Raw genomic sequence first — 22,086 nt, 5'->3', positions numbered from 1 at the left:
CTCAGGCGGGCTGCTCGACTCGGGGGAACAGCGGGGCGAGGCCGTTGACCGTGGTTCCGGCGGGGAGCACGCCCCAGCTGCCGGCCTCGCGAAGCGGCTGGTCCTCGAGCCGGGCGTCGATGCCGAGCGCCACCCACAGCTTGCGCGTCGACTCGGGCATCACGGGCGAGAGCAGCACGGCGAGTGCGCGCAGCCCCTCCGCGGCCGTGTACAGCACGGTGCCGAGGCGCGCCCGCTGGGCATCGTCCTTCGCGAGGGCCCACGGCTCGTTCTCGGTGATGTAGCCGTTGAGCGCGTCGACGATCGTCCAGATGGCGGCGATCGCCTCATCGGGCCGGAACCGCTCCATAGCGGCATCCGCGGCGACGGCGGCATCGGCGACGACCCGCTGGATCGCGAGGTCGCCCTCGGTGTACTCGGCGGGCGGCGGGACGATGCCCTCGAAGTAGCGCTCGATCATCGCGATCGTGCGCGACGCGAGGTTGCCGAACCCGTTGGCGAGCTCGGCCTGGTAGCGCGCGGAGAGGTCCTCCCACGAGAAGGAGCCGTCCTGGCCGAACGCGATCGCGGAGAGGAAGTAGAACCGGTAGGCGTCCGACCCGAACACGTCGGTGATCTCGGTCGGCGCGATGCCGGTGAGCTTGGACTTCGACATCTTCTCGCCGCCGACGAGCAGCCAGCCGTGCGCGAAGACGCCGCGGGGCACGTCGAGGCCGGCCGCCATCAGCATCGCGGGCCAGATCACGGCGTGGAACCGCAGGATGTCCTTGCCGACGACGTGATATGCCGGCCAGCGGCGGGCGAACTCGTCGGGGTCGGTGCCGTAGCCGATCGCGGTGGCGTAGTTGAGCAGCGCGTCGACCCACACGTAGATGACGTGCGAGGGGTCCCAGGGAACCGTGATCCCCCAGTCGAACGCCGACCGCGAGATCGAGAGGTCCTTCAGCCCCGACTTCACGAACGAGACGACCTCGTTGCGCGCCGACTCGGGACGCACGAAGTCGGGCTCGGTCTTGTACAGCTCGAGCAGACGGTCCTGGAACTCGCTGAGCTTGAAGAAGTAGTTCTTCTCCTGAAGCAGCTCGAGCGGCTTCGAGTGGATGGCGCAGACCTTGAGCCCCTCGAACGCGCCGGTGCCGTCGGCGATCTCGGCCTCGGGCTTGAACTCCTCGCAGCCGACGCAGTACAGGGCCGCGTACTCGCCGGCGTAGATGTAGCCGCGATCGAAGAGCGTCTGGACGAAGACCTTCACCCGCTCCTCGTGACGCTCCTGAGTCGTGCGGATGAAGTCGTCGTTGGCGACGTCGAGCGTGCGCAGCAGCGGGAACCACGACTCCTCGACGAGCTTGTCGACCCACTCCTGCGGCGTGACGTTGTTCGCTGCAGCTGCGCGGAGCATCTTCTGCCCGTGCTCGTCGGTACCCGTCAGCATCCACGTGTCGTCGCCGGCCTGGCGGTGCCAGCGCGCGAGCGTGTCCACCGCCACCGTCGTGTAGCCGTGCCCGATGTGGGGCAGGTCGCTCGGGTAGTAGATCGGTGTGGTGATGTAGAAGCTGCGGCCGTTGCTCACCCCGAGATTCTAGTTCGAGTGCGCCGACCGCCGGTGCCGTGTGTCGCCGCGACGAGGCGTCACGCGGTCTCGCGCACGATGAGGGATGTCGGCAGCACGAGCGGCTCGGGCTGCTCCCCCGCGATCACCTGCAGCACCATGTCGACCATGGCCGAGCTGATCTCGTTCCACGGCTGCCGCATCGTGGTCAGCGGCGGGTCGTGCGTCTCGGCGAGGCCGGAGTCGTCGAAGCCGGCGACCGCGATGTCGTCGGGGACGCGCCGGCCGCTGCGGCGGATGGCGGCGATCGCGCCGACCGCCATGACGTCGGATGCCGCGAAGACGGCGTCGATGTCGGGGGCGCGCTCGAGCAGACGTGTCATCGCCGCCGAACCGGCGTCGCTCGAATAGACGTCCTGCTCGACGAGCTCGGGGTCGAACAGGTCGCCCATCTCCTCGCGGAAGCCCTGCAGGCGGTACCGTCCGCCCGGGGTGTCGTCGGGGCCGGTGATGACGGCGATCCGGCGGTGGCCGCGCGCGAGGAGGTGGCGCGTCATGGTGCGCGCGGACTCCTGCTCGTCGACCGACACGGTGGGGACGTGCGCGCGGTCGCCGAGCGGGACGCCGGTGCAGACCGTGGGGACGCCCGCGGCGATGAGCGAGGCGAGCAGCGGGTTCGACTCGTGAGACGAGATGAGCAGCACTCCGTCGACGTGCCCCGCGCGCACGTAGCGCTCGACGTTCGCCCGCTCCGCCGCGGTGTCGGCGATCATGAGCACGAGGGTCATCGAGCGCTGCGCGAGCGCCTCGGTGGCTCCCCGCAGGAGCAGGGCGAAGGTCGGGTCGGCGAAGAGCAGGTGCTGAGGCTCGGTGAGCAGGAAGGCCAGCGAGTTCGATCGCCCGGTCGCGAGGCTGCGGGCCGCATGGTTGGCGGTATAGCCGGTCTCGCGGATCGCTCGGTCGACGGCGTCGCGGGCCTCGGGCGAGACCCAGTGCCCGCCGTTGATCACCCGCGACACGGTGCCGTGCGAGACGCCGGCCGCTGCCGCGACATCGCGGATGGTCGGTTTGCGCGACGCGCCGGTGGAGCCGTTCACGTCGGTGAGCCTACTCCGCGCGGCGCGGCCCGGTCGGCACGCGGCGCGAGGAGGCGCCGAGCCTGGCACGCCCACTGGGACCGGTCACAGTTCGATAACGACGCGTGTTCGGGATGACGGCCTCGCTTACAGTTGTCGCACACCCTGTGACCGGTCACAGTACGACCGGCGCATTCGAGAGACACGAGGACGCGTTTCATGCCTGCGAGCGTTTGGCCGGCCATCGACGGGATCGCCTACGGCGGCGACTACAACCCGGAGCAGTGGCCCCGCGAGGTCTGGCGCGAGGACGTCCGCCTCATGCGCGAAGCCGGGGTGAACCTGGTCAGCGTCGGCATCTTCTCGTGGGCGCTCATCGAGACCAGCGCGGGTGTGTTCGACTTCGACTGGCTCGACGAGATCATCGGCCTGCTCCACGAGAACGGCATCGCCGTCGACCTCGGCACCCCGACGGCATCCCCGCCCGCCTGGTTCTTCGCCGAGCACCCCGATGCCCGTGCGGTCAGCCGCGACGGCGTGGTGATGGGCTTCGGCTCGCGCGGCATGGCATCGCACTCCGCTCCCGCGTACCGCGAGGCCGCCGTCCGCATCGCTTCGACGCTCGCCGAGCGGTACGCCGATCATCCGGCCGTCGTCATGTGGCACGTGCACAACGAGTACGGCGTTCCCGTCGGCGAGGACTACTCCGAGCACGCCCAGCGCGCCTGGCGCATCTGGCTCCAGGAGAAGTACGGCTCGCTCGACGCCCTCAACGCGGCGTGGGGCACCGCTTTCTGGGGCCAGCACTACGGCGTGTGGGACCACGTGGGCGTCCCGGCCGCCGCGCCGTCGGTCGTGAACCCCGCGCAGCGGCTCGACTTCGCCCGGTTCACCGACGCGCAGCTGCGCGCGTGCTTCGTCGCCGAGCGCGACGCCATCCGGCGCTTCTCGTCTCTCCCGGTCACGACGAACTTCATGGCGAACCAGCACCACGGCTGCGACCTGTGGGCCTGGGCGCGCGAGGTCGACATCGTCTCGGACGACCACTACCTCTGGGCGGCGGACGTCGAGGGCGAGATCGGTCTCGCGATCGCCGCGGACCTCTCCCGCTCGGTCGGGGGCGGCAAGCCCTGGATCCTCATGGAGCACTCAACTTCGGCGGTCAACTGGCAGCCGCGGAACATCGCCAAGCGCCCGGGCGAGATGGCCCGCAACTCGTTGTCGCACCTCGGACGCGGCGCGGACGGCATCCTCTTCTTCCAGTGGCGTGCCGGCCGGTCCGGCGCCGAGAAGTTCCACTCGGCGATGCTCCCGCACGCCGGCACCGAGTCGCGGGTCTTCCGCGAGGTCGTCGATCTCGGCGCGAAGCTGAACCGGCTCGCCGAGGTGCGCGGATCGCGCGTGCACGCCGACGTCGCGATCCTGTGGGACTTCGAGTCGTTCTGGGCGCAGGACCTCGAGTGGCGCCCCTCGGAGGACGTCTCGCACGACGAGCGCATCCGCGCGTACTACGAGCGCCTGTGGCGCGACAACATCACGGTCGACTTCGCCCTGCCGGGTCACGACCTGTCGGGCTACAAGCTCGTCATCGCGCCCGCGCAGTACCTCCTGCGTCAGGCCGACGCCGACAACCTCAACCGGTACGTCGACGCCGGCGGCACGCTGGTCGTCTCGTTCTTCTCGGCCGTCGTCGATGAGAACGACGCCGTGCACGCGGGAGGCTTCGCCGCTCCGCTCGAGCCCGCGCTCGGCATCCGCGTCGAGGAGCACCTGCCGCTGCGCGCCGGGGTGACCACCACGATCGAGTTCGACGGTGCGTCGCACACCGCCGACGTCTGGCACGAGCACCTCGTCGTCTCCGAGGCCGAGGTGCGCGCGACCTACGTCGACGGGCCCGGTGCCGGGATGCCGGCGGTGACGCGCAAGCGGCACGGCGCCGGGACCGGCTGGTACGTGAGCACGCGACCGGATGCCGCGGGCCTGGCCGCGATCATGGCCGAGGTGTACGCCGACGCGGGCATCGCCCCGCTCGACGCACCGGCCGGCCTCGAGATCGTCCGCCGCGCGGGCGACGCCGACGACTACGTCATCGCGATCAACCACGCGGCGACGGACGCTGAGCTCGCCCTGGAGGGCGTCGACCTGATGACCGGTCGCGCCGTCCTGGGCACGCTGGAGGTGAGTGCGGGCGACGTCGCCGTCATCCGCACTCCGCGCACAGCACACGGGAGCGGTCGATGACCGCCCCCGGCACCGGGAGACAGTCGACGTCTCGCGGCAGGCACTGAGAGAGAAAGCCGACGCCATCCGGCGGCGGCATCCACACCGGTCGTGACGGAGCGACCTCGCACGAGGCCCTTCCGATCGACCACTTCGGAAGGAAGATCCATGCGCAAGATCGGGACCGGAATCGTCGCCATCGCGGCGACCACCGTCCTGCTCGCCGGTTGCTCCGGCGGCAGCACCCCCAGCGAGAGCGGCAACGCCGCCGAAGGTTCCGGCGGCTCGCTCGTCGTCTGGACCGACGCCAACCGCGCGCCGGCCATCGAGGCCGCGGCGAAGGCGTTCGAAGAGGAGACCGGCACCAAGATCGAGCTGGTCCAGAAGAACTTCGAGGACATCCGCAACGACTTCATCAACCAGGTGCCGACCGGCGAGGGCCCCGACATCACCGTGGGCGCCCACGACTTCCTCGGCTCCTTCGTCTCGGCCGGCGTCGTCGACACGATCGACCTCGGCGACAAGGCCGACCAGATCGAGAAGGTCGCGGTCGACGCGTTCACCTACGACGGTCAGCTCTACGGCTTCCCCTACGCGCTCGAGACGATCGCGCTCGTGCAGAACACCGGCCTCGTCGGCGAAGAGGCGCCGTCGTCCTTCGATGACATGATCGCCCGCGCCCAGGCCGCGGGTGCCGAGCGTCCGTTCGTCATCAACACGGCGGGCCAGAAGGGCGACGCGTACACGATGTACGGCTTCCAGACGTCGTTCGGCGCGCCCGTCTTCGTGCAGGACGCCTCGGGCTCGTACACGAACGAGGTCGGCATGGGCGGCGCGGGCGGCGAGGCGTTCGCCACGTGGCTCGGTGCTCACGGCGAGGCCGGTTCGGGCGAGATCTCGACCACGATCGACTACGACACCAACAACGAGCTGTTCGCCGCCGGCACCGCCGCGTACACGGTGCAGGGCCCGTGGGCCATCGAGACGCTCACGGCCAACGGCGTGAACGTCAAGGTCAACCCGATCCCCTCGGCCGGCGGCGAGACCGCGGCGCCGTTCGTGGGCGTCCAGGGCTTCTACATCAGCTCGGAGAGCGCGAACAAGCTGCTCGCCCAGGAGTTCCTGACCACCTACCTCGCGACCGACGACGCGCAGCGCGCCCTCTACGAGGCCGACCCGCGCCTGCCCGCATGGAAGACCCTCGCCGCCGAGGTCTCGTCCGACCCCATCGTCGCCGGATTCCTCGCCTCCGCCGCGAACGGCGTGCCCCAGCCCTCGATCCCCGAGATGGGTTCGGTCTGGGACCTGTGGAACGCCGCACAGGTGCAGATCATCAAGGGCGGCGACCCCGTCAGCACCTGGAACACCATGGTGACCGACGTCCAGGCCGCGATCGGCTGATCCCCTCCGGGGGCGGAGCGCCCAGCTCCGCCCCCGGACCCCTCTCGTGAAGGAGATGCACATGTCGGTCCCCCAGGGAACCGTGAGCGAGAGCGCACCGCCGCGCCGCTCCCCCGAACGGTCGCAGCAATCCGAGCCGCACGGGCGGCGCTGGTCCGGCATCGGCTGGGGCTTCGTCGTGAAGCTCGTGCTGATGGCGATCGTCAACGCCTTCGGCCTGATGGGGGTGTTCGCCGCCGTCCAAGCCGAGTCGTGGATCATCGCGACCGCCGCGGCCGTCCTGCTCATCGCCGCCGACATCGTCTACTTCACCAAGCGCGCTCTGCCGCTGAAGTACCTGCTGCCGGGACTGGCGTTCCTGCTGGTCTTCCAGGTCTTCATCTTCGGCTACACGGCGTACATCGCCTTCACGAACTACGGCGCCGGGCACGTCGGCTCGCAGGACCAGGCGGTGGCCGCGGCCCTCGCCCAGGGCGAGCGGCGCATCGACACGTCGCCGTCCTACCCGCTCTCGGTCGTCGAGCAGGGCGGCGAGTACGGCTTCGCCATCGTCGACGACGGTGAGATCAAGGCCGGGGCCACCGATCGTCCGCTCGAGGTCGTCGGTGACGCATCCGGCTCGGGCGCGCCCACCGACGTCCCCGGCTGGAACGTCGTCCCCCGCGGCACGTTCCTCGGCGACCCCGCCCTCCAGGAGCAGATCGTCGAGCTGCGCGTCCCGGTCTCGGACGACCCCAACGACGGCTCGATCCGCACGCGCGACGGCTCGACGGGAGCCGTCTACCTCTCGACGCTGACCTGGGATGCCGACGCGCAGACCATCACCGACACGGCATCCGGCGTCGTCTACACCGCGACCGACGACGGCCGATTCGTCTCCGCCGACGGCGCGGCCCTCCCGACCGGGTGGGTCGTGAACGTCGGATTCGACAACTTCCTGCGGCTGGTCACCGACCCGGGCCTCCTCGAGCCGCTCGCGCTGGTGACGCTCTGGACGTTCGTGTGGGCCGCGCTCTCGGTCATCATCCCGTTCGCGATGGGGCTCGTCGTGGCGCTCATCTTCAACGACCCGCGGGTGAAGGGCCGGAAGATCCTCCGGACGCTGTTCATCCTCCCGTACGCCTTCCCGGCGTTCATGTCGGCGCTGCTCTTCCGCGGCATGTTCAACGCCGAGTTCGGGGTCATCAACGAGTTCTTCTTCGGCGGCGCGAACATCGACTGGCTCGGTGATCCGTGGCTCGCCCGCATCGCCGTGTTGTTCGTGAACGTCTGGCTGACGTATCCCTACTACTTCCTGGTGTGCACGGGTGCCCTGCAGGCACTGCCGTCCGACAGTCTCGAAGCCGCATCGATCGACGGCGCCGGGAGGTTCCGGCAGTTCCGCGCGATCGTCCTCCCGCTCGTGCTGGTGTCGACGGCTCCCCTGCTGATCTCGTCGTTCGCCTTCAGCTTCAACAACTTCACCGTGATCTACATGTTCAACAGCGGCGGGCCGGCGATTCCCGGCGCGCCCTACGCGCTCGGCTCCACCGACATCCTGATCTCCGCGATCTGGCGCATCTCAGGAGTCTCGGGCGGTGCTGCCGACTACGGCCTGGCCAGCGCCCTGTCGATCCTCGTGTTCATCGTGATCGGCGTGATCTCCGCCCTGGCGTTCCGCCAGACCCGCAAGCTGGAGGAGTACCAGTGATGTCTGCAACAACCACCGTCGCCACCCCGCCCAGCCGTGCCGGCGCTCGCCGTCGCCGGTGGGTGCTCGAGGTGGGCTGGAAGTACCTCGTCGCGCTCGTCATCCTCTTCTACGCGATGTTCCCGCTGCTCTACGTCGTCTCGGCGGCCCTCAACCCGCGGGGCAGTCTGGCCGCGAGCAATCAGCTGTTCGGCGTCTTCGACCTCGCGAACTTCGCTTCGCTCGGCAGCACGTCGTACTGGACCTGGTACGGCAACACGCTGATCGTGAGCGGCGCATCCGCCGTCGGGGCCGTGCTGATGGGAGCCGCGGCGGCGTACGCCTTCTCGCGGTTCCGCTTCCGCGGTCGCCGAGCGGGCCTGACCTCGCTGCTCATCATCCAGATGTTCCCGCAGGCGCTGGCGTTCGTCGCGATCTTCCTGATGCTCCTCGCCCTCGGCGAGGTGTTCCCGGCCCTCGGTCTGAACTCGAAGCTCGCGCTCATCTGCGTCTACCTCGGCGGCGCGCTGGGTGTGAACACGTTCCTCATGTACGGGTTCTTCAACACGATCCCGATGGAGCTCGACGAGTCGGCGAAGATCGACGGCGCGACGCACGCTCAGGTGTTCTGGCGCATCATCATGCCGCTCGTCACGCCGATCCTCGCCGTCGTGGCGCTGCTGGCGTTCATCGCCTCGTTCGGCGACTACATCATCTCGAAGATCGTGCTGGTGTCGCAGGACAACTGGACACTCGCCGTCGGGATGTTCCAGTGGGTCTCGAACCAGCTCGCGAGCAACTGGGGCCTCTTCGCGGCGGGCGCCGTGCTTGCGTCGATCCCCGTGCTGGCGCTGTTCCTCGGCCTCCAGCGGTACATCATCGGCGGGCTCACGGCGGGCTCCGTCAAGGGCTGACGCGAGTACGCACCCTCTCGCCGAAACCACACCGTCCCCGGTACACGGTCACCGGGAACGTACGCTGTCGCGCGCCCGCGCGCCCCGACCTCGAAGGAGAGGCCCATGCAACGAACCATCCCGCGGCTGGCCGCGGCCATCACGGCGGCGGTCCTGGCGGTCGGGGCGCTCGCGCTGCCGGCGTCGGCGGCCGACGACCCGGCGCCGGTCCCGAGCACGATCACCGTGCCACGGGTCGAGAATCTGCCGGCTGGCTTCATCGGCGGCGTCGATGTGTCGTCGATGCTGTCGCTCGAAGAGTCGGACGTCGTGTTCCGCGACGCGGACGGCAACCCCGGCGATCTGTTCGCGATCCTCCGGGATGCCGGGGTGAGCGACATCCGCGTGCGCGTCTGGAACGACCCTTTCGACGCCGACGGCAACGGGTACGGGGGCGGCGATGTCGATGTCACCCGGGCGGTCGACATCGGCCGGCGGGCGACGGCGGCGGGTCTCGGGGTCCTGGTCGACTTCCACTACTCCGATTTCTGGGCCGACCCCGCCAAGCAGCAGGCGCCGAAGGCCTGGGCGGGGATGACCGTCGACGAGAAGGCCACCGCAGCAGGCGCCTTCACCCGCGACGCGCTCACGCGGTTCCGCGACGCCGGGGTCGCCGTGACGATGGTGCAGGTCGGGAACGAGACCAACGGCGGCATCGCCGGAGTGACCGGCTGGGACGACATGGCGAGGATCTTCAGCGCCGGATCGGCCGCCGTCCGCGACGTCCTGCCCGCGGCCGGCGTCGTGCTGCACTTCACCAACCCGGAACGCGAGGGCTTCTACGCGAACGTCGCGCACGAGCTGGACGCGCGGAATGTCGACTACGACGTGTTCGCGTCGTCGTACTACCCGTTCTGGCACGGTACGCCCGAGAACCTCACGGCGGTGCTGTCGCAGATCGCCACGACGTACGACAAGAAGGTCCTGGTGGCCGAGACCTCGTGGGCGTACACGCTCGACGACGGCGACGGGCATCCGAACGTCGTGAAGGCGCCCGAGGACGCGACCCGCTACCCCGTGAGCGTGCAGGGCCAGGCCACCGCCGTCCGCGACGTCGTGCAAGCCGTGGCGAACGTGGGCGAGGCGGGACTCGGCGTCTTCTACTGGGAGCCCGCGTGGCTGCCGGTCGGACCGCCGGAGCAGCTCGAGTCCAACCGCGTGCTCTGGGAGCGCGACGGATCCGGCTGGGCGTCGAGCTACGCCGGCGGCTACGAGCCCCACGACGCGGGACAGTGGTTCGGCGGATCGGCCTGGGACAACCAGGCGCTCTTCGACCACGACGGCAACCCGCTGGCCTCGCTGAACGTCTTCTCGTACGTGCGCACGGGTGCGGTCGCGCCGCGCAGCGTGAGCGACGTGCAGCGCGTCGCGCTGACGGTGGAGGACGGCGACCCGATCGCTCTGCCCGAGACCGTCACCGTGTCGTACACCGACGGCACGAGCGAAGCGCAGAGCGTCACCTGGACACCGGGGCCGGATGCCGTCGACGGCATCGGCGTGTACACGTTCTCGGGCACCACCTCGGCGGGGCACGCCACGTCGGCGACCGTCACGGTGATCGCGCGCAATCTGCTCCGCAACGGCGGCTTCGAAGACCCCGATGTCTCGATGTGGCGCGCGGCGGGAAGCGGACTCACCCTGCGGGCGACCGACGACCCCCGCTCGGGAACGCGCTCGGCGCACTTCTGGTCCGACGCCGCGTACGCGTTCTCGCTCGAGCAGGACGTCGTCGTGCCGGAGGCTGGCTGGTACACCGCGTCCGCCGCAGCCCAGGGCGGAGCTGCCGGCGCCGACGGACGCGTGCGACTGAGCCTGTCCAACGGGGCGGATGCTGCGCGCGCGGCGCCCGCCGAGGCCGACGTCGCCCTCGACGGCTGGTGCGTGTGGTCGACCCCCGTCACGGACGGTGTTTTCGCGTCTGCCGGCGACACACTCACCGTGCGGATCGCGGGTGATCTGCCCGCCGGCGCGTGGGGAACGATCGACGACGTCGCTCTCGTCCGCGCCGCACCCGCCGCGGACTTCTCGGCGCTGGCGGCCGCTGTGCTCCGAGCCGAAGCGATCGACCGGACGCCCTACGCCGCGGCATCACTGGCCTCGCTCGATGATGCGCTGGCCTCGGCCCGCTCGGTCCTGTCCGCAACGGCGACGCCGCAGGCGGAGGTGGACGCCGCGACCTCGGCCCTCACCGCCGCCGTCGATGCGCTCGTCGTGCGAAGCCCGGCACCCGCCCCGGCCGCATCCGCACCGCCCGCACCCGCACCGGGGCAGCCCGGCACGGAACCCGGTGCCACCACAACCACCGCGACCGGCTCGCTCCCCGCATCCGGCGGCACGCTCCCCCTCGCCATGCTGGCCGCCGCCGCCCTGCTGCTCCTCGCCGGGCTCCCCCTCGTCGCGCGACGCAGCTGACCGCCGAGAACGTACGGTCCCCGCGAAAACGTGCCGTCAACGGTACGCACTCGCGGGGACGGTGCGTTCTCGCGTCAGGCTGCGCCGCGTCAGGGGCGGGCTCGGGCAGCGAGCGCGGCCTGATACAGGTCGCGGGAGGACAGGCCCGTCGCGGCGGCGACCTCGGCGGCGGCGTCCTTGAGTCGGATGCCGTCGGCCACGAGCCGCTGCACCTGCGCCAGCGCGTCGGCAGGGTCCGTCTCACGCGCACCGGCGCCGTCGACAACGATGACGATCTCGCCGCGGACGCCGTCGGCCGCCCACGCGGCGAGCTCGTCGAGCGTGCCGCGCGCCACCTCCTCGTGCAGCTTCGTCAGCTCGCGGCAGACGGCCGCACGTCGGTCGCCTCCGAAGGCGTCGGCCATCGCACGGAGCACCTCCGCGATCCGGGAAGGCGCCTCGAAGAAGACGAGCGTGCGCTGCTCGCCGGCCAGCTGGTCGAAGAGTCTGCGTCGCTCGCCCGGCTTGCGCGGCGGGAAGCCCTCGAACGCGAACCGGTCGGTGGGAAGCCCCGACACGGCGAGCGCCGCGAGCACCGCGCTCGGCCCGGGCAGGACGGTCACGGTGACCCCCGCTGCGGCGGCCGCGGCGACGAGCCCGAAGCCCGGATCGCTGACGGTGGGCATCCCGGCGTCGCTGAGGACGAGGACGTCCTCCGTCCGCGCCCGCTCGACGAGCTCGTCGGCCCGCTGCTTCTCGTTGTGGTCGTGAAGGGCGATCAGACGAGGGCGATTGGTCACCCCGAGGGCCTGGAGCAGACGCTGCGTCGTGCGCGTGTCCTCGGCCGCGATGGTCGTCGCCTGTTCGAGCGCGGTCACGAGCCGCGTCGTGGCGTCGCCGAGGTTGCCGATGGGCGTCGCGGCGAGGATGATCACCGCCCCAGCATAGGCTGGCGGCGTGACGACGACCGCTGAGCCGCTGCTCCCCGAGACACGTCGGACGACGCTTCTCGAGCGGTGGCACGCCCGATTCGGCGGCGACCCGGTCTTCGCCCGACGGATGGCCTGGATCGCCCCGCTCGTGATCACTCTGATCGCCGCCGTCCTGCGGATGTGGAACCTCGCCCATCCCCACGCCGTGGTCTTCGACGAGACCTATTACGTCAAGGACGCCTGGAGCCAGTGGGTGCTCGGGTACGCAGCGACCTGGCCCGACGGCGCCGACGAGCGTTTCCTCGCGGGCGAGACCGACATCTTCACCACGACGGGCAGCTTCGTCGTGCACCCGCCGCTCGGCAAGTACCTGATCGGACTGCCGATGGCCCTGTTCGGGGCCGACTCGACGTTCGCGTGGCGCCTGGGCACGGCCCTCGCCGGCACGGCATGCGTGCTCGTGCTGTACCTCCTGGCGCGCAGTCTCACCCGCTCGGTCGTCTTCGCCTCGCTGGCATCCGGTCTGCTCGCGATCGACGGCCTCGGGATCGTGATGAGCCGGGTCGCGCTGCTCGACATCTTCCTGACGATGTTCACGCTGCTGGCGTTCTGGTTCGTCGTCCTCGATCGCAACCGCACCCGCGCCGTGCTCGCGGAGCGCATCGCGGCGCGGTGGGACGACATCGGCGCCCCGGCCTGGGGCCCGGTGCTGTGGAACCGGCCCTGGGTGATCGCCGCGGGGGCCGCGGCGGGCGCGGCGACGGCCGTGAAATGGTCGGGCGTCTGGGTGCTGGCGGCGATCGGCATCTACCTCGTCGTCAGCGACGCGCTGGCACGCCGCAGCGCGGGCATCCTGTACTGGCCCGCCGACGCGACGCTCCGCCAGGGAGTGGTGTCGTTCGTGCTCCTCGTCCCGGTGGCGTTGGTGGTGTATCTGGCGTCGTGGACCGGATGGTTCGTCACCGACGGCGGTTACGACCGGCACGCGGCGGATGCGAACCCGGCGACGGGATTCTGGTCATGGGTACCCCTGCCGCTGCAGAGCCTGTGGCGCTATCACGAGTCGATGTACGGCTCGACGGCGGGGATGTCGACGCCGCACGCCTATGCGAGTCCGGCCGCGCAGTGGCCGCTCCTGCTGCGCCCGACCTCGATGTATGCGGGCAGCACGCCCGGCGGCACGGGATCGTGCACGGACCCGAACGGATGCTGGGAGATCCTCTACAGCATGCCGAACCCGATCGTCTGGTGGGCCAGCGTCGCGAGCGTGCTGTACCTCGCCTACCTGTTCTTCCGCACCCGCGACGGCGCCTACGGCATCGTCCTGACCGGTGTCATCGCGACGTACACGCCGTGGCTGCTCTTCCCCGAGCGCACGATCTTCCAGTTCTACACCGTCCTGATCCAGCCGTTCCTGCTGCTGGCGCTGGTGTTCGTCATCCGGTCAGCGGTCCGGTCCGCGCGGCGCGACCGCGGGAGCACGCGGGGCGTCGAGCGGGTCGTGCTCGTCTTCCTGGGTGTCGTGCTGCTCCTCGCCGCGTTCTGGTTCCCGCTGTGGTCGGCGATCTCGGTCCCCTACGAGTTCTATCGACTGCACAACTGGCTTCCCGGCTGGGTCTGACGCCCGCCGGTCGCGGCCCGTAGGCTAGGCGCGTGTTCCGCTACCCGACGCCCGACGACGCCCGCGGCTCGGGGTTCGCGATGGTCACCGATCGGTTCGCGCTGCTCCTCGGCCCGAGCGCCGGCGAAGCGCTGGCCGGGGCCGTCTGGGAGGCGATGACGGCGCGGGATGCCGCGTTCGAGGATGTCCTCTCGGTCATCGCGGCCGTCGGCATCGGTGCTCTGCCCGATTTCGCCCTGGTCGAACTCGTCGATGCGGGCTCCAGCGCGGTGTCCGTCGCCGTGCGCGGCGCGGCGACGATCGACCTGCACGGTCCTCAGCGCAGCAGCTACGCCGGCACGGGGGTCGGCACGTGGGTCGAGGGCTCGGCTCAGCACGTCGCCGGCATCTCCCTCGGGCTCGGTGCCGCGACCGGCCCCTCGCTCCTCCCCATCGGTCGGGGCGTCGTGCGCACCGACGCCCTGGAATGGGGTTCCACCGCGCCCGTCGCCGGCCCTGGCGTCGCCGCCCCCGCCGTCGCCGCCGCGCCTCCCGTCGCGGCGCTCGAGGACCTCGACCCGCTCGAGACCGTCTCGGTCGACCGTCGGACCCTGACCGAGTCCTTCGGCCCCCGGCGCCGTCCGCAACCCGAGCCGCACCCCGACCCGGCGCCCGAGCCCGAAGCCGAACGGCGAGCGGAGATCGACGACAGCACCGTTCTCGGTTCCCGCCGCGCACCCGCCGCGCCCGTCGGTGCGTCGCCGCGCCGTTACGTCCTGCGCCTCGAGCCGGGCGGGGTGTACCCGCTCGATCACCCCATCGTGCTCGGACGTGCTCCGCGCGCAGCGCAGCATCCGGGAGCCCGCATCGTCGCCGTGCCCTCGCCCCGCAAGGAGGTCTCGGGCACGCACGTCGAGGTCCGCCTCGACGCCGACGTGCTCGTCGTGCGCGACCTGGGGTCGACCAACGGCACGATCGTGCGCGACGCATCGGGTGACGCCGAGCTGCTGCGGAGCGGGGCGACAGCGCGGGTCGCGCCTGGCGCCGTGCTCGATCTCGGTGACGGCGTGCTCGCATCCTTCGAGCCGCTCTCGTGACATCCGGTCAAGCGATTTCCCGGCCCGACCTCGGTGTGTTAGAAAAATCTCACCGGATTCGGATTCCGGGGGACGACGTCATCGTGCCCCCGTTGACAGGGGGTGCATGACTCGTGGCGTCGAGACTGCCCTCCGCGCCGCCCGGTCTTGCGGGATTCACCTACGTCCGCCCCCTCGGAACCGGCGGATTCGCCGATGTCTTCCTCTTCGAACAGAACCTGCCCCGCCGCCCCGTCGCGGTGAAGGTCCTCCTCGAGGACATCGTCGACGAGAGCCTGCTGCGCATGTTCAACGCCGAAGCCGACGTCATGGCGCGCCTCAGCTCGCATCCCTCGATCCTGACCATCTACGAAGCGTCGATCTCCTCCGACGGCCGGCCGTACATCGTCATGGAGTACTGCCCCACATCGCTCACCAACCGCTATCGCCGCGAGGTCATCCCCGTCGCCGAGGTGCTGCAGCTCGGGGTGAAGATCGGCTCGGCTCTCGAGACCGCGCACCGTTCCGGTCTGCTCCACCGCGACATCAAGCCCTCCAACATCCTCATCACGACCTTCGGCACCCCGGTGCTGTCGGACTTCGGCATCGCTGCCGCCATCTCGGGACGCTCCGACGGTGAGGAGGTCTTCGCGATGTCGGTGCCCTGGAGCGCTCCGGAGATCATCGACGAGCGCGTCTCCGGGTCGGTCGCGGCCGAGGTCTGGGGACTCGGTGCGACGCTCTACTCCCTTCTCGCCGGGCGCAGCCCGTTCGAGCGCGCCGGCAGCGGTCAGAACAGTCGCGAGCAGCTCAAGTCGCGCATCCGCAAAGCCGCGTACACGCCGATCGGCCGGGCCGACGTGCCCGAGCGTCTCGAGCAGGTCCTCGCCCGCGCGATGAGCCGCGACCCGGGTGCGCGGCACGCGACGGCGGCCGATCTCGCGCACGACCTCCAGCTCGTGCAGCACGAGCTCGGGCTCCCGCACACGCCGATGGAGGTGGCGGTCGACGAGTGGGCCGCTGCGGGGGCCACCGTCGACTTCGCCGATGACCGCGCACGCGGGCCCGTCCGGCCCTCGGTGGCGTACGAGTCGCGCCGGCCGGCGCGGGCGGCGCGTGTCGTGGATCGTCGTCCCGACGAGGGCACGATCCTCGCGGGCGCCGAACCGGTCCGCCGCCTCGGGACCGCAGCCCGGGTGGCCCTGATCGCCGGCGGCGCGCTGCTGGTGGCCGGGGCCGGAGCCGTCACGACGCTGCTCATCGTCGGCGGGGGCTTCTGAGATGGCGCGGCGCGAGAGCGCGCGTCCCCGCGTGCGCCGGACGACCTGGATCGCGGCGGGTGCGGTGACGGCGGTGCTCGCGGTCACCGCGACGCTCGCCGTCGTCTGGCCGGGGTACGACGCGCAGTCGACGCCTCCCGACGATCCGACGGTCTGGGCGCTGCAGAACGGCGCCGGCAGCGGATACGCCCGCGTGAACCTCGAGCTCGGCGAGATCGACACCGTCAAGCGCGTCGACAACGGCAGCGCGCTGGCGCAGACCACCGACCGTCTGTTCGTCTACAGCAACGGCTCATCGCAGTTCTCCGACGTCGACATGGGCCGGCCGGCCGACCTCACCGAGGACGCGCAGGACGTCTTCACCCCGACGCCTCCCGGAACCACCGACATCGCCGTGACCGGCGACACCATCGCCTACCGCACCGAGGCGGGGGCCGTGTTCGGCTCGAGCCTGTCCGGCGGTGGCGAGGGGATCCCGATCGACCCCTACGCGGATGCCGAGGTGCCCGAGGGCGAGGACCGGCCGCGATTCGTGGCCACGTCGGTCGCCGTCGGCACGGACGGCGTCGTGTACGCCTTCTCGGCGGCGGAGAGTCGGGTCGTCCGCGCCGATTCCCGCACCGGCCGCATCCTCGGGGAGGACGCGGCGCCGAGCGACCTCGAGACGGCGCAGCTGAGCGTCGTCGGCTCGCGCTGGGTCCTGCTCGACGACGCGAGCGGCGACGTCTGGGTGCGGGGGCGCGACGAGGCGATCACGACCGGCCTCGCCGGCGGCGCGAGACTGCAGGATGCCGCAGGCGCCGGCGACCGGGCCTACATCGCCGACGCGGAGGGCGTCGTCGCCGTGGATCTCGCCGGTGCCGCGGCGAGCCGCGCGCTCGACCGCCCCGGGGCAGGCAGCGCCGCCAAGCCCGCGGTGCTCGGCTCGACCGTGTACGCCGCCTGGCTGGGCGACGGCGAATCGGCCGGTGCGCTGTGGTCGAGCGATGACCCCGGCACCGTCACGCCGCTGGACTACCGCGGCGCCGACATCGGTGACAACGTCGATCCCGCCTTCATCGGCAACGGGACGAGGCTCGCGCTGAACGATCGCCGCTCGGGCTGGGTCTGGAACGTCCCCGACGGGGAGCTCGTCGCGTCGTCGCAGCAGTGGGACCTCGACCGTCAGGTCGAGGTCGAACAGCAGGAGGACGCCACCTCCGAACGTGTCGTCGACCCGAAGCCGCCGGTCGCCGTCGACGACGCCTTCGGGGTCCGAGCCGGTTCGGTGACCCTCCTCCCGGTGCTGCTGAACGACCACGACCCGAACGAGGACGTGCTCAGCATCGACCCGGGCTCGCTGGAGAACCTCGATCCGTCGTTCGGCACCGCGTCGATCACCGGCGCGCAGCAGCAGCTGACGGTCGCCGTGTCTCCGGATGCCACGGGCACCGCGACGCTCCGCTACCGGGTGACCGACGGCACGACCGCCGACGGCCTGCTCTCCGAGTTCGCGACGGTGACACTCACGGTCGTCGACGACGAGCAGAACACCGCTCCCGTGTGGTGCGGTGTCGAGGGATGCCTCGCCACCTGGCCGTCGCTCACCGTGGCTCCCGGCGGAACGGTCTCGGCCGAGCTGCTCGAGGGGTGGGTCGATCCGGAAGGCGACCCGGTCTTCCTCGCCGGCGCGACGAACGACACCGGCGTCGGAACGGTCACGACCACCCCCGACGGAACACTGACATACCAGCATCCCGATCCGAACGCCACGGAGGGCCTGACCGTGACGATCACGGTCACGGTCTCCGACGCGCGCGGCGCGACCGCGACCCAGCCGCTCACGATCACCGTCACCCCGACGCCCGAGCTGACCGCCGAGTCGTTCGCGGTCACGGGTGTCGTCGGCGAGCCTCTCGACGTGTCCGTCGCGCCGTACGTCACCGGCGCCGCCGGGCCGGTGTCCCTGACCGGCGTCGTACCGCTCGACGAGGCCCAGTCGACGGCGGCGGCGAACCCCGCCGCGCTGAGCATGGTCGTCACCGCCTCGGCGCCGGGCTCCTATCTCGTGCAGTACACGGTGCGCGACTCGCTGACCGAGGCCACGGCGACCGTGCGGGTCACGATGCTCGCGCCCGAGACGGCCGGCATCACCACTCCGCCCCTCACCGCATTCGTCCGGCCGAACGAGGACGCGACGATCGACGTCGCCGCCGCCGTGTCGAATCCGGCCGGCTCGGTGCTGCTGCTCAGCGACATCCGGCCCGAGAGCGACCCCTTCGCCTCACTCGGCGTCGACCTGGTCGCCCAGAGCCTGCTCCGGGTGAGCGGCACGACCGACTCGGGCGAGCCCGGCCGCCTCGGCGTCGTGCGCTACACCGTGTCGGACGGAACCGGCAGCGCAGCGGCGACGGCGCAGGGCGAGCTGACCGTCGTCCTGCTCCCCGCCGCGACCGCGGAACCGCCGATCGCGGTCGACGACGCGGTGACGGTGCGCGCGGGCACGCAGATCGACATTCCGGTCCTCGAGAACGACACCGCGCCGTCGGGCGCCCCGATCGCCATCGATCCGTCGTCGATCGTGAACGAGACCGGGGGCGGGCTCGCGTTCGCGACGAGCCGGCTGGTGCGGTACCTCGCGCCCGAGGAGCCCGGGACGTACGCCCTGACGTACACGATCTTCCGGCTCGGGTTCCCCGAGGTCAGAGACACCGCGCGCGTGACCGTGACCGTCGTGGGCGACGAGTCGAACCAGGCGCCGCTCCCGCGGACGCTGGTCGGACGGGTCCTCAGCGGCCAATCGGTCAGCATCCCGCTCGACGCCTACGCCGTCGATCCCGACGGCGACCCCGTCGTGCTCGACCGCATCGTCTCGCAGCCCGAGCAGGGGTCGGCGACGATCTCGGCCGACGGCTCGGCGATCGTCTACACGAGCCCCGACGGGTTCAGCGGTCAGATCAGGTTCCGGTACGCGGTGCGCGACCCCAGCGGCGCCACCGGGACGGCGGACGTGCGCGTCGGGGTCATCGACACCCAGACCGACCCGAGCCCGGTGACCTACAGCGACTACCTGCAGGTCCAGGTCGGCGCTGAGAGCACCGTGGTCGTGCGCCCCACCGACAACGACATCGACCCCGCGGGCACCGATCTCGAGCTGATCGACGTCGCACCGAACGCGCAGGAGGGCTCGAGCGAGTACGACACCCTGCGAGGGCTGATCGGACCGATCGAGAACGGCGCCGTGACCCTTCGCGCGGGCGACGTGCTCGGCACCTTCTCGTACACCTACACCGTCCGCAACGAGCGGGGCGACACCGCCATCGGACTCATCGTCGTCAAGACCGTCCGCGAGCCGGTGCCCGACTACCCGGTCGTGCGCGACACCGTCCTGACGCTGGAGAACCGCGAGGACTTCCCCCGCGGCATCGACGTGCTCGACGGACAGGTGTCGTGGAACACCGGCGACGTCTCGGGCCTCCGTCTCTCGCTGTGGGGCGAGCCGACCGATCTCGCCGTCGACGGCTGGAAGATCTCGGGCGAGCTCCCCGAGCGCTCGCGCCTCATCCCCTTCGAGGTCACCGGCACCGCGTTCGACGGCACCGAGGTCACCTCCTACGGATTCCTCCGCGTGCCGGGCGAGGCCGACGTCCGCCTCGCGCTGCGCGAGGGCTTCCCGCCCCTGCAGGTGCGCGAGAAGGAGAGCGTCGAGGTCGATCTCGCCGATGCCGTGCGCGTCCCCCGCGGCGCGACGCTGGTCATCGACGAGGGCATCCGCGCGGGCGGCGCTCGCGGCGAAGCCGTGTGCAGCGTCGTGTCGGGCACCACGATCCGGTACTCCGCCGGCGCCGGCGCTCCGTGGACCGACAGCTGCATCGTCCCCGCGCGACTGAGCACGCAGGACGTCGCCACCTTCCTGACGCTCCGGGTGACGATCGAAGCCGAGATCCCGCAGCCGACCCTGCGCAGCGCGTCGCTCACCGTCAGCCCGGGCTCGACGCAGACCTATGACCTGGCGCAGATGGTCCAGTGGGCCGGCCGCGCCGACTGGGATTCCGTCCGCTATGCGGGCTCGTACGGCGGCGACCAGTTCACCGTGACCGTCGAGGACGGCACCGCGACGGTGACGGCAGCGGATGCCGCGCGCCCCGGGCGTCAGGAACCGGTCGCGATCTCGCTCCCGAGCCACTCCGACGCCGCGCCCGCCAATCTCCTCCTGACGGTCGGTCCCGCGCCCTCGACGCTTCCCAAGGGCGGGTCGGCGGTGCAGACGTGCTCGCAGTCCGGCGGCGCGACCTCGTGCACGATCGAGGTGATCGGCGGGGCCGGCGAAGTGAACCCGCTGCCCGGCACGCCGCTGCGGCTCGTGGGCGCCAGCGGCCCCGGCAACTGCACCGGCGTGTCGTTCTCGCGCGCGAGCGACACCGCCGTGCGGGCGACGTGGAGCGCGGATGCGCCGGGCGCAGCCGATTGCACCGGCAGCTTCACGGTCGAGGACGCGCAGGGGCGTCAATCCAGCGGTGCCCGCAACGGGCAGGTCATCCTCGACCTGCAGGGCCTTCCGGCCAATCCCGCCCGCGTGGAATGGACGGCGTACACCGGTGACTCGGTGAGCCTGCGCGTGAGCTCCGACGGCGGCTCCTATCCCGCTGTCCAGGGCTACCGGATCACCGCGGGCGGCCGCGAGGTCGCCACCTGCCCGGCATCCGGGTCGTGCTCCCCGATCTCCGCCCCCGTCGGCGAGAAGATCACGTACGAGGCGCGGGCCTACAGCTCCGTCGGCGAGTCGCGCTCGACCGTGCGCACCCAGGCGTGGGCCTACCGCCCGCCGGCGCAGCCCGCCGGATCGTCGTTCGAGCCGACGCCCAACGGACGCGACGGGGGCCGCGCGACCATCACCGTGACCGGACTGGATGCCACCACCGGCAGCGTCCGTCTGACGGGCGGGCGCGCCGGATCCGACACGCGTCCTGTCGTCGGCGGCACCGCGACCTTCACCAACTACGACGTCGGATCGAACTCGGCGACCACGCTCACCGCGACGCCGCTGACGACGTTCGACCTGCCGCCGATCGCGGCGGGCTCGAGCGAAGGACAGTCGCGTGCCGTCACGGCGCACGGTGTCGGCGCCCCGGGCCTGACCCTGTCGGAGACCAACACCTCGAACTCGATGCGCGTGACCGCGTCGGTCACCCCCAACGGGGACGGCACGCAGACCCTCATCGGGTTCAGCGACGTGTCGGCCGAGGCCTGCGTTCCCACCGGGTCGGCGACGAGCCAGCAGTTCGAGGCGCAGGCGTTCAAGCGCAAGACGGTCTGGGCGTGCGCCGAGCACACGTTCAACGGCAAGCGGGGCTTCGGCGTCACCGGCGCCGAGATCTCGGCACGCCCGGTCGGCAACGTCGAGGCGCCCGCCGGAATGACGTTCCGGGTGTCGTCGACGCCGAGCGGAAACGCCCAGAGCGGCTTCACCTACGCGCTCGAGGGAACGCACAGCGATCCCGGCGCGAAGCCGTTCGAGGACGCCCGCCTCGTCTACTTCGTCAACGGCAACCGGCGCGACTCGTTCTCGCCGGAGTACAACCGTCCCGACGATCAGTGGACGGCGAAGTGGTGCGACAGCTTCCTCGGTTTCGACAGCAACTGCTCCGACCCCATCGCCATCTCGCCCGCCTCCGGAAGTGCATCGAGCCCCGTCTCGGTCGCGATCCAGAACCTGCCGACGTGTGTCCAATCCGACCAGGCTGCGCCTCGATGGAACCCCGGATGGGACCGTCAGCTGACATACGACATCGGTTCGCAGATCTCGGGGACGGCCGGTGCGATCTCCTCGGTCGAGTACACCGTGACCTGGACCGGCCGTCTTCAACCGCTCCGCCCGTTCACGGTGACGGTGACATGCGACGCGCCGCCGTCGTCTGAGCCGAGCCAGCCGGCCGAACCCACGAACCCCTGACCCCGCC

Annotated in this window: 12 protein-coding genes; 9 read left to right on the top strand and 3 right to left on the bottom strand. The window is 71.1% G+C overall.

Annotation, left to right across the window (positions count from 1 at the left end; genetic code table 11):
• Window position 1: 1 nt before the first annotated feature.
• The gene (gene metG / locus CI089_RS09295) at window positions 2-1,570 is read right to left on the bottom strand and encodes a methionine--tRNA ligase (RefSeq protein WP_094261356.1); all 1,569 of its coding nucleotides are present in this window, start codon (window positions 1,568-1,570) and stop codon (window positions 2-4) included.
• Window positions 1,571-1,629: 59 nt separating this feature from the next.
• Window positions 1,630-2,646 (bottom strand): LacI family DNA-binding transcriptional regulator, encoded by a 1,017-nt coding sequence (locus CI089_RS09290; RefSeq protein WP_094261355.1) that lies wholly within the window; start codon window positions 2,644-2,646, stop codon window positions 1,630-1,632.
• Window positions 2,647-2,844: 198 nt separating this feature from the next.
• Here CI089_RS09290 and CI089_RS09285 point away from each other — a divergent pair, with 198 nt between their 5' ends.
• The 5 genes from CI089_RS09285 to CI089_RS16705 all read left to right on the top strand — a co-directional run bounded on the left by CI089_RS09285 (window position 2,845) and on the right by CI089_RS16705 (window position 11,280).
• Complete coding sequence (locus CI089_RS09285; protein WP_094261354.1) at window positions 2,845-4,866, top strand: beta-galactosidase; 2,022 nt, start codon at window positions 2,845-2,847, stop codon at window positions 4,864-4,866.
• Window positions 4,867-5,013: 147 nt separating this feature from the next.
• Complete coding sequence (locus CI089_RS09280; protein ID WP_094261353.1) at window positions 5,014-6,246, top strand: sugar ABC transporter substrate-binding protein; 1,233 nt, start codon at window positions 5,014-5,016, stop codon at window positions 6,244-6,246.
• 61 nt (window positions 6,247-6,307) lie between these two features.
• A complete protein-coding gene (locus CI089_RS09275) occupies window positions 6,308-7,936 on the top strand; it encodes an ABC transporter permease subunit (protein WP_094261352.1) in 1,629 nt (542 codons plus the stop codon).
• Entirely contained in the window at window positions 7,936-8,829 is an 894-nt protein-coding gene (locus CI089_RS09270; RefSeq protein ID WP_023950273.1) for a sugar ABC transporter permease, read from the top strand. The genes CI089_RS09275 and CI089_RS09270 overlap by 1 nt, the downstream gene beginning before the upstream one ends.
• A 105-nt stretch (window positions 8,830-8,934) precedes the next feature.
• Window positions 8,935-11,280, top strand: a complete 2,346-nt coding sequence (locus CI089_RS16705; protein WP_094261351.1) for a glycosyl hydrolase 53 family protein — start codon at window positions 8,935-8,937, stop codon at window positions 11,278-11,280.
• Between the two features lie 89 nt (window positions 11,281-11,369).
• Here the strand turns inward: CI089_RS16705 and rsmI are convergent, their stop codons facing one another.
• On the bottom strand, window positions 11,370-12,194 hold the full coding sequence (gene rsmI / locus CI089_RS09260) for a 16S rRNA (cytidine(1402)-2'-O)-methyltransferase (protein ID WP_094261350.1): 825 nt from the start codon (window positions 12,192-12,194) through the stop codon (window positions 11,370-11,372).
• Between the two features lie 22 nt (window positions 12,195-12,216).
• On the opposite strand from rsmI, the gene CI089_RS09255 reads away from it, so the two are divergent.
• The 4 genes from CI089_RS09255 to CI089_RS09240 all read left to right on the top strand — a co-directional run bounded on the left by CI089_RS09255 (window position 12,217) and on the right by CI089_RS09240 (window position 22,079).
• The gene (locus CI089_RS09255) at window positions 12,217-13,812 is read left to right on the top strand and encodes a dolichyl-phosphate-mannose--protein mannosyltransferase (RefSeq protein ID WP_256977751.1); all 1,596 of its coding nucleotides are present in this window, start codon (window positions 12,217-12,219) and stop codon (window positions 13,810-13,812) included.
• Window positions 13,813-13,844: 32 nt separating this feature from the next.
• Entirely contained in the window at window positions 13,845-14,888 is a 1,044-nt protein-coding gene (locus tag CI089_RS09250) for an FHA domain-containing protein (protein ID WP_094261349.1), read from the top strand.
• 113 nt (window positions 14,889-15,001) lie between these two features.
• Window positions 15,002-16,147, top strand: a complete 1,146-nt coding sequence (locus CI089_RS09245) for a serine/threonine-protein kinase (RefSeq protein ID WP_094261348.1) — start codon at window positions 15,002-15,004, stop codon at window positions 16,145-16,147.
• Window position 16,148: 1 nt separating this feature from the next.
• The gene (locus CI089_RS09240; RefSeq protein WP_094261347.1) at window positions 16,149-22,079 is read left to right on the top strand and encodes an Ig-like domain-containing protein; all 5,931 of its coding nucleotides are present in this window, start codon (window positions 16,149-16,151) and stop codon (window positions 22,077-22,079) included.
• Window positions 22,080-22,086: the final 7 nt, after the last annotated feature.

This window comes from Microbacterium sp. Yaish 1 (genome assembly GCF_002245215.1).
GTDB lineage: Bacteria > Actinomycetota > Actinomycetes > Actinomycetales > Microbacteriaceae > Microbacterium.
Note: the sequence above shows the minus strand (reverse complement) of the source record. Positions and strands in the feature narration are given on the sequence as shown.

Excerpts from the sequence above, each read along its gene's own strand:
- CI089_RS09285 (WP_094261354.1), top strand. The coding sequence starts at position 2,845 with ATGCCTGCGAGCGTTTGGCCGGCCATCGACGGGATCGCCTACGGCGGC.
- CI089_RS09280 (WP_094261353.1), top strand. The coding sequence starts at position 5,014 with ATGCGCAAGATCGGGACCGGAATCGTCGCCATCGCGGCGACCACCGTC.
- CI089_RS09275 (WP_094261352.1), top strand. The coding sequence starts at position 6,308 with ATGTCGGTCCCCCAGGGAACCGTGAGCGAGAGCGCACCGCCGCGCCGC.
- CI089_RS09270 (WP_023950273.1), top strand. The coding sequence starts at position 7,936 with ATGTCTGCAACAACCACCGTCGCCACCCCGCCCAGCCGTGCCGGCGCT.
- CI089_RS16705 (WP_094261351.1), top strand. The coding sequence starts at position 8,935 with ATGCAACGAACCATCCCGCGGCTGGCCGCGGCCATCACGGCGGCGGTC.
- CI089_RS09240 (WP_094261347.1), top strand. The coding sequence starts at position 16,149 with ATGGCGCGGCGCGAGAGCGCGCGTCCCCGCGTGCGCCGGACGACCTGG.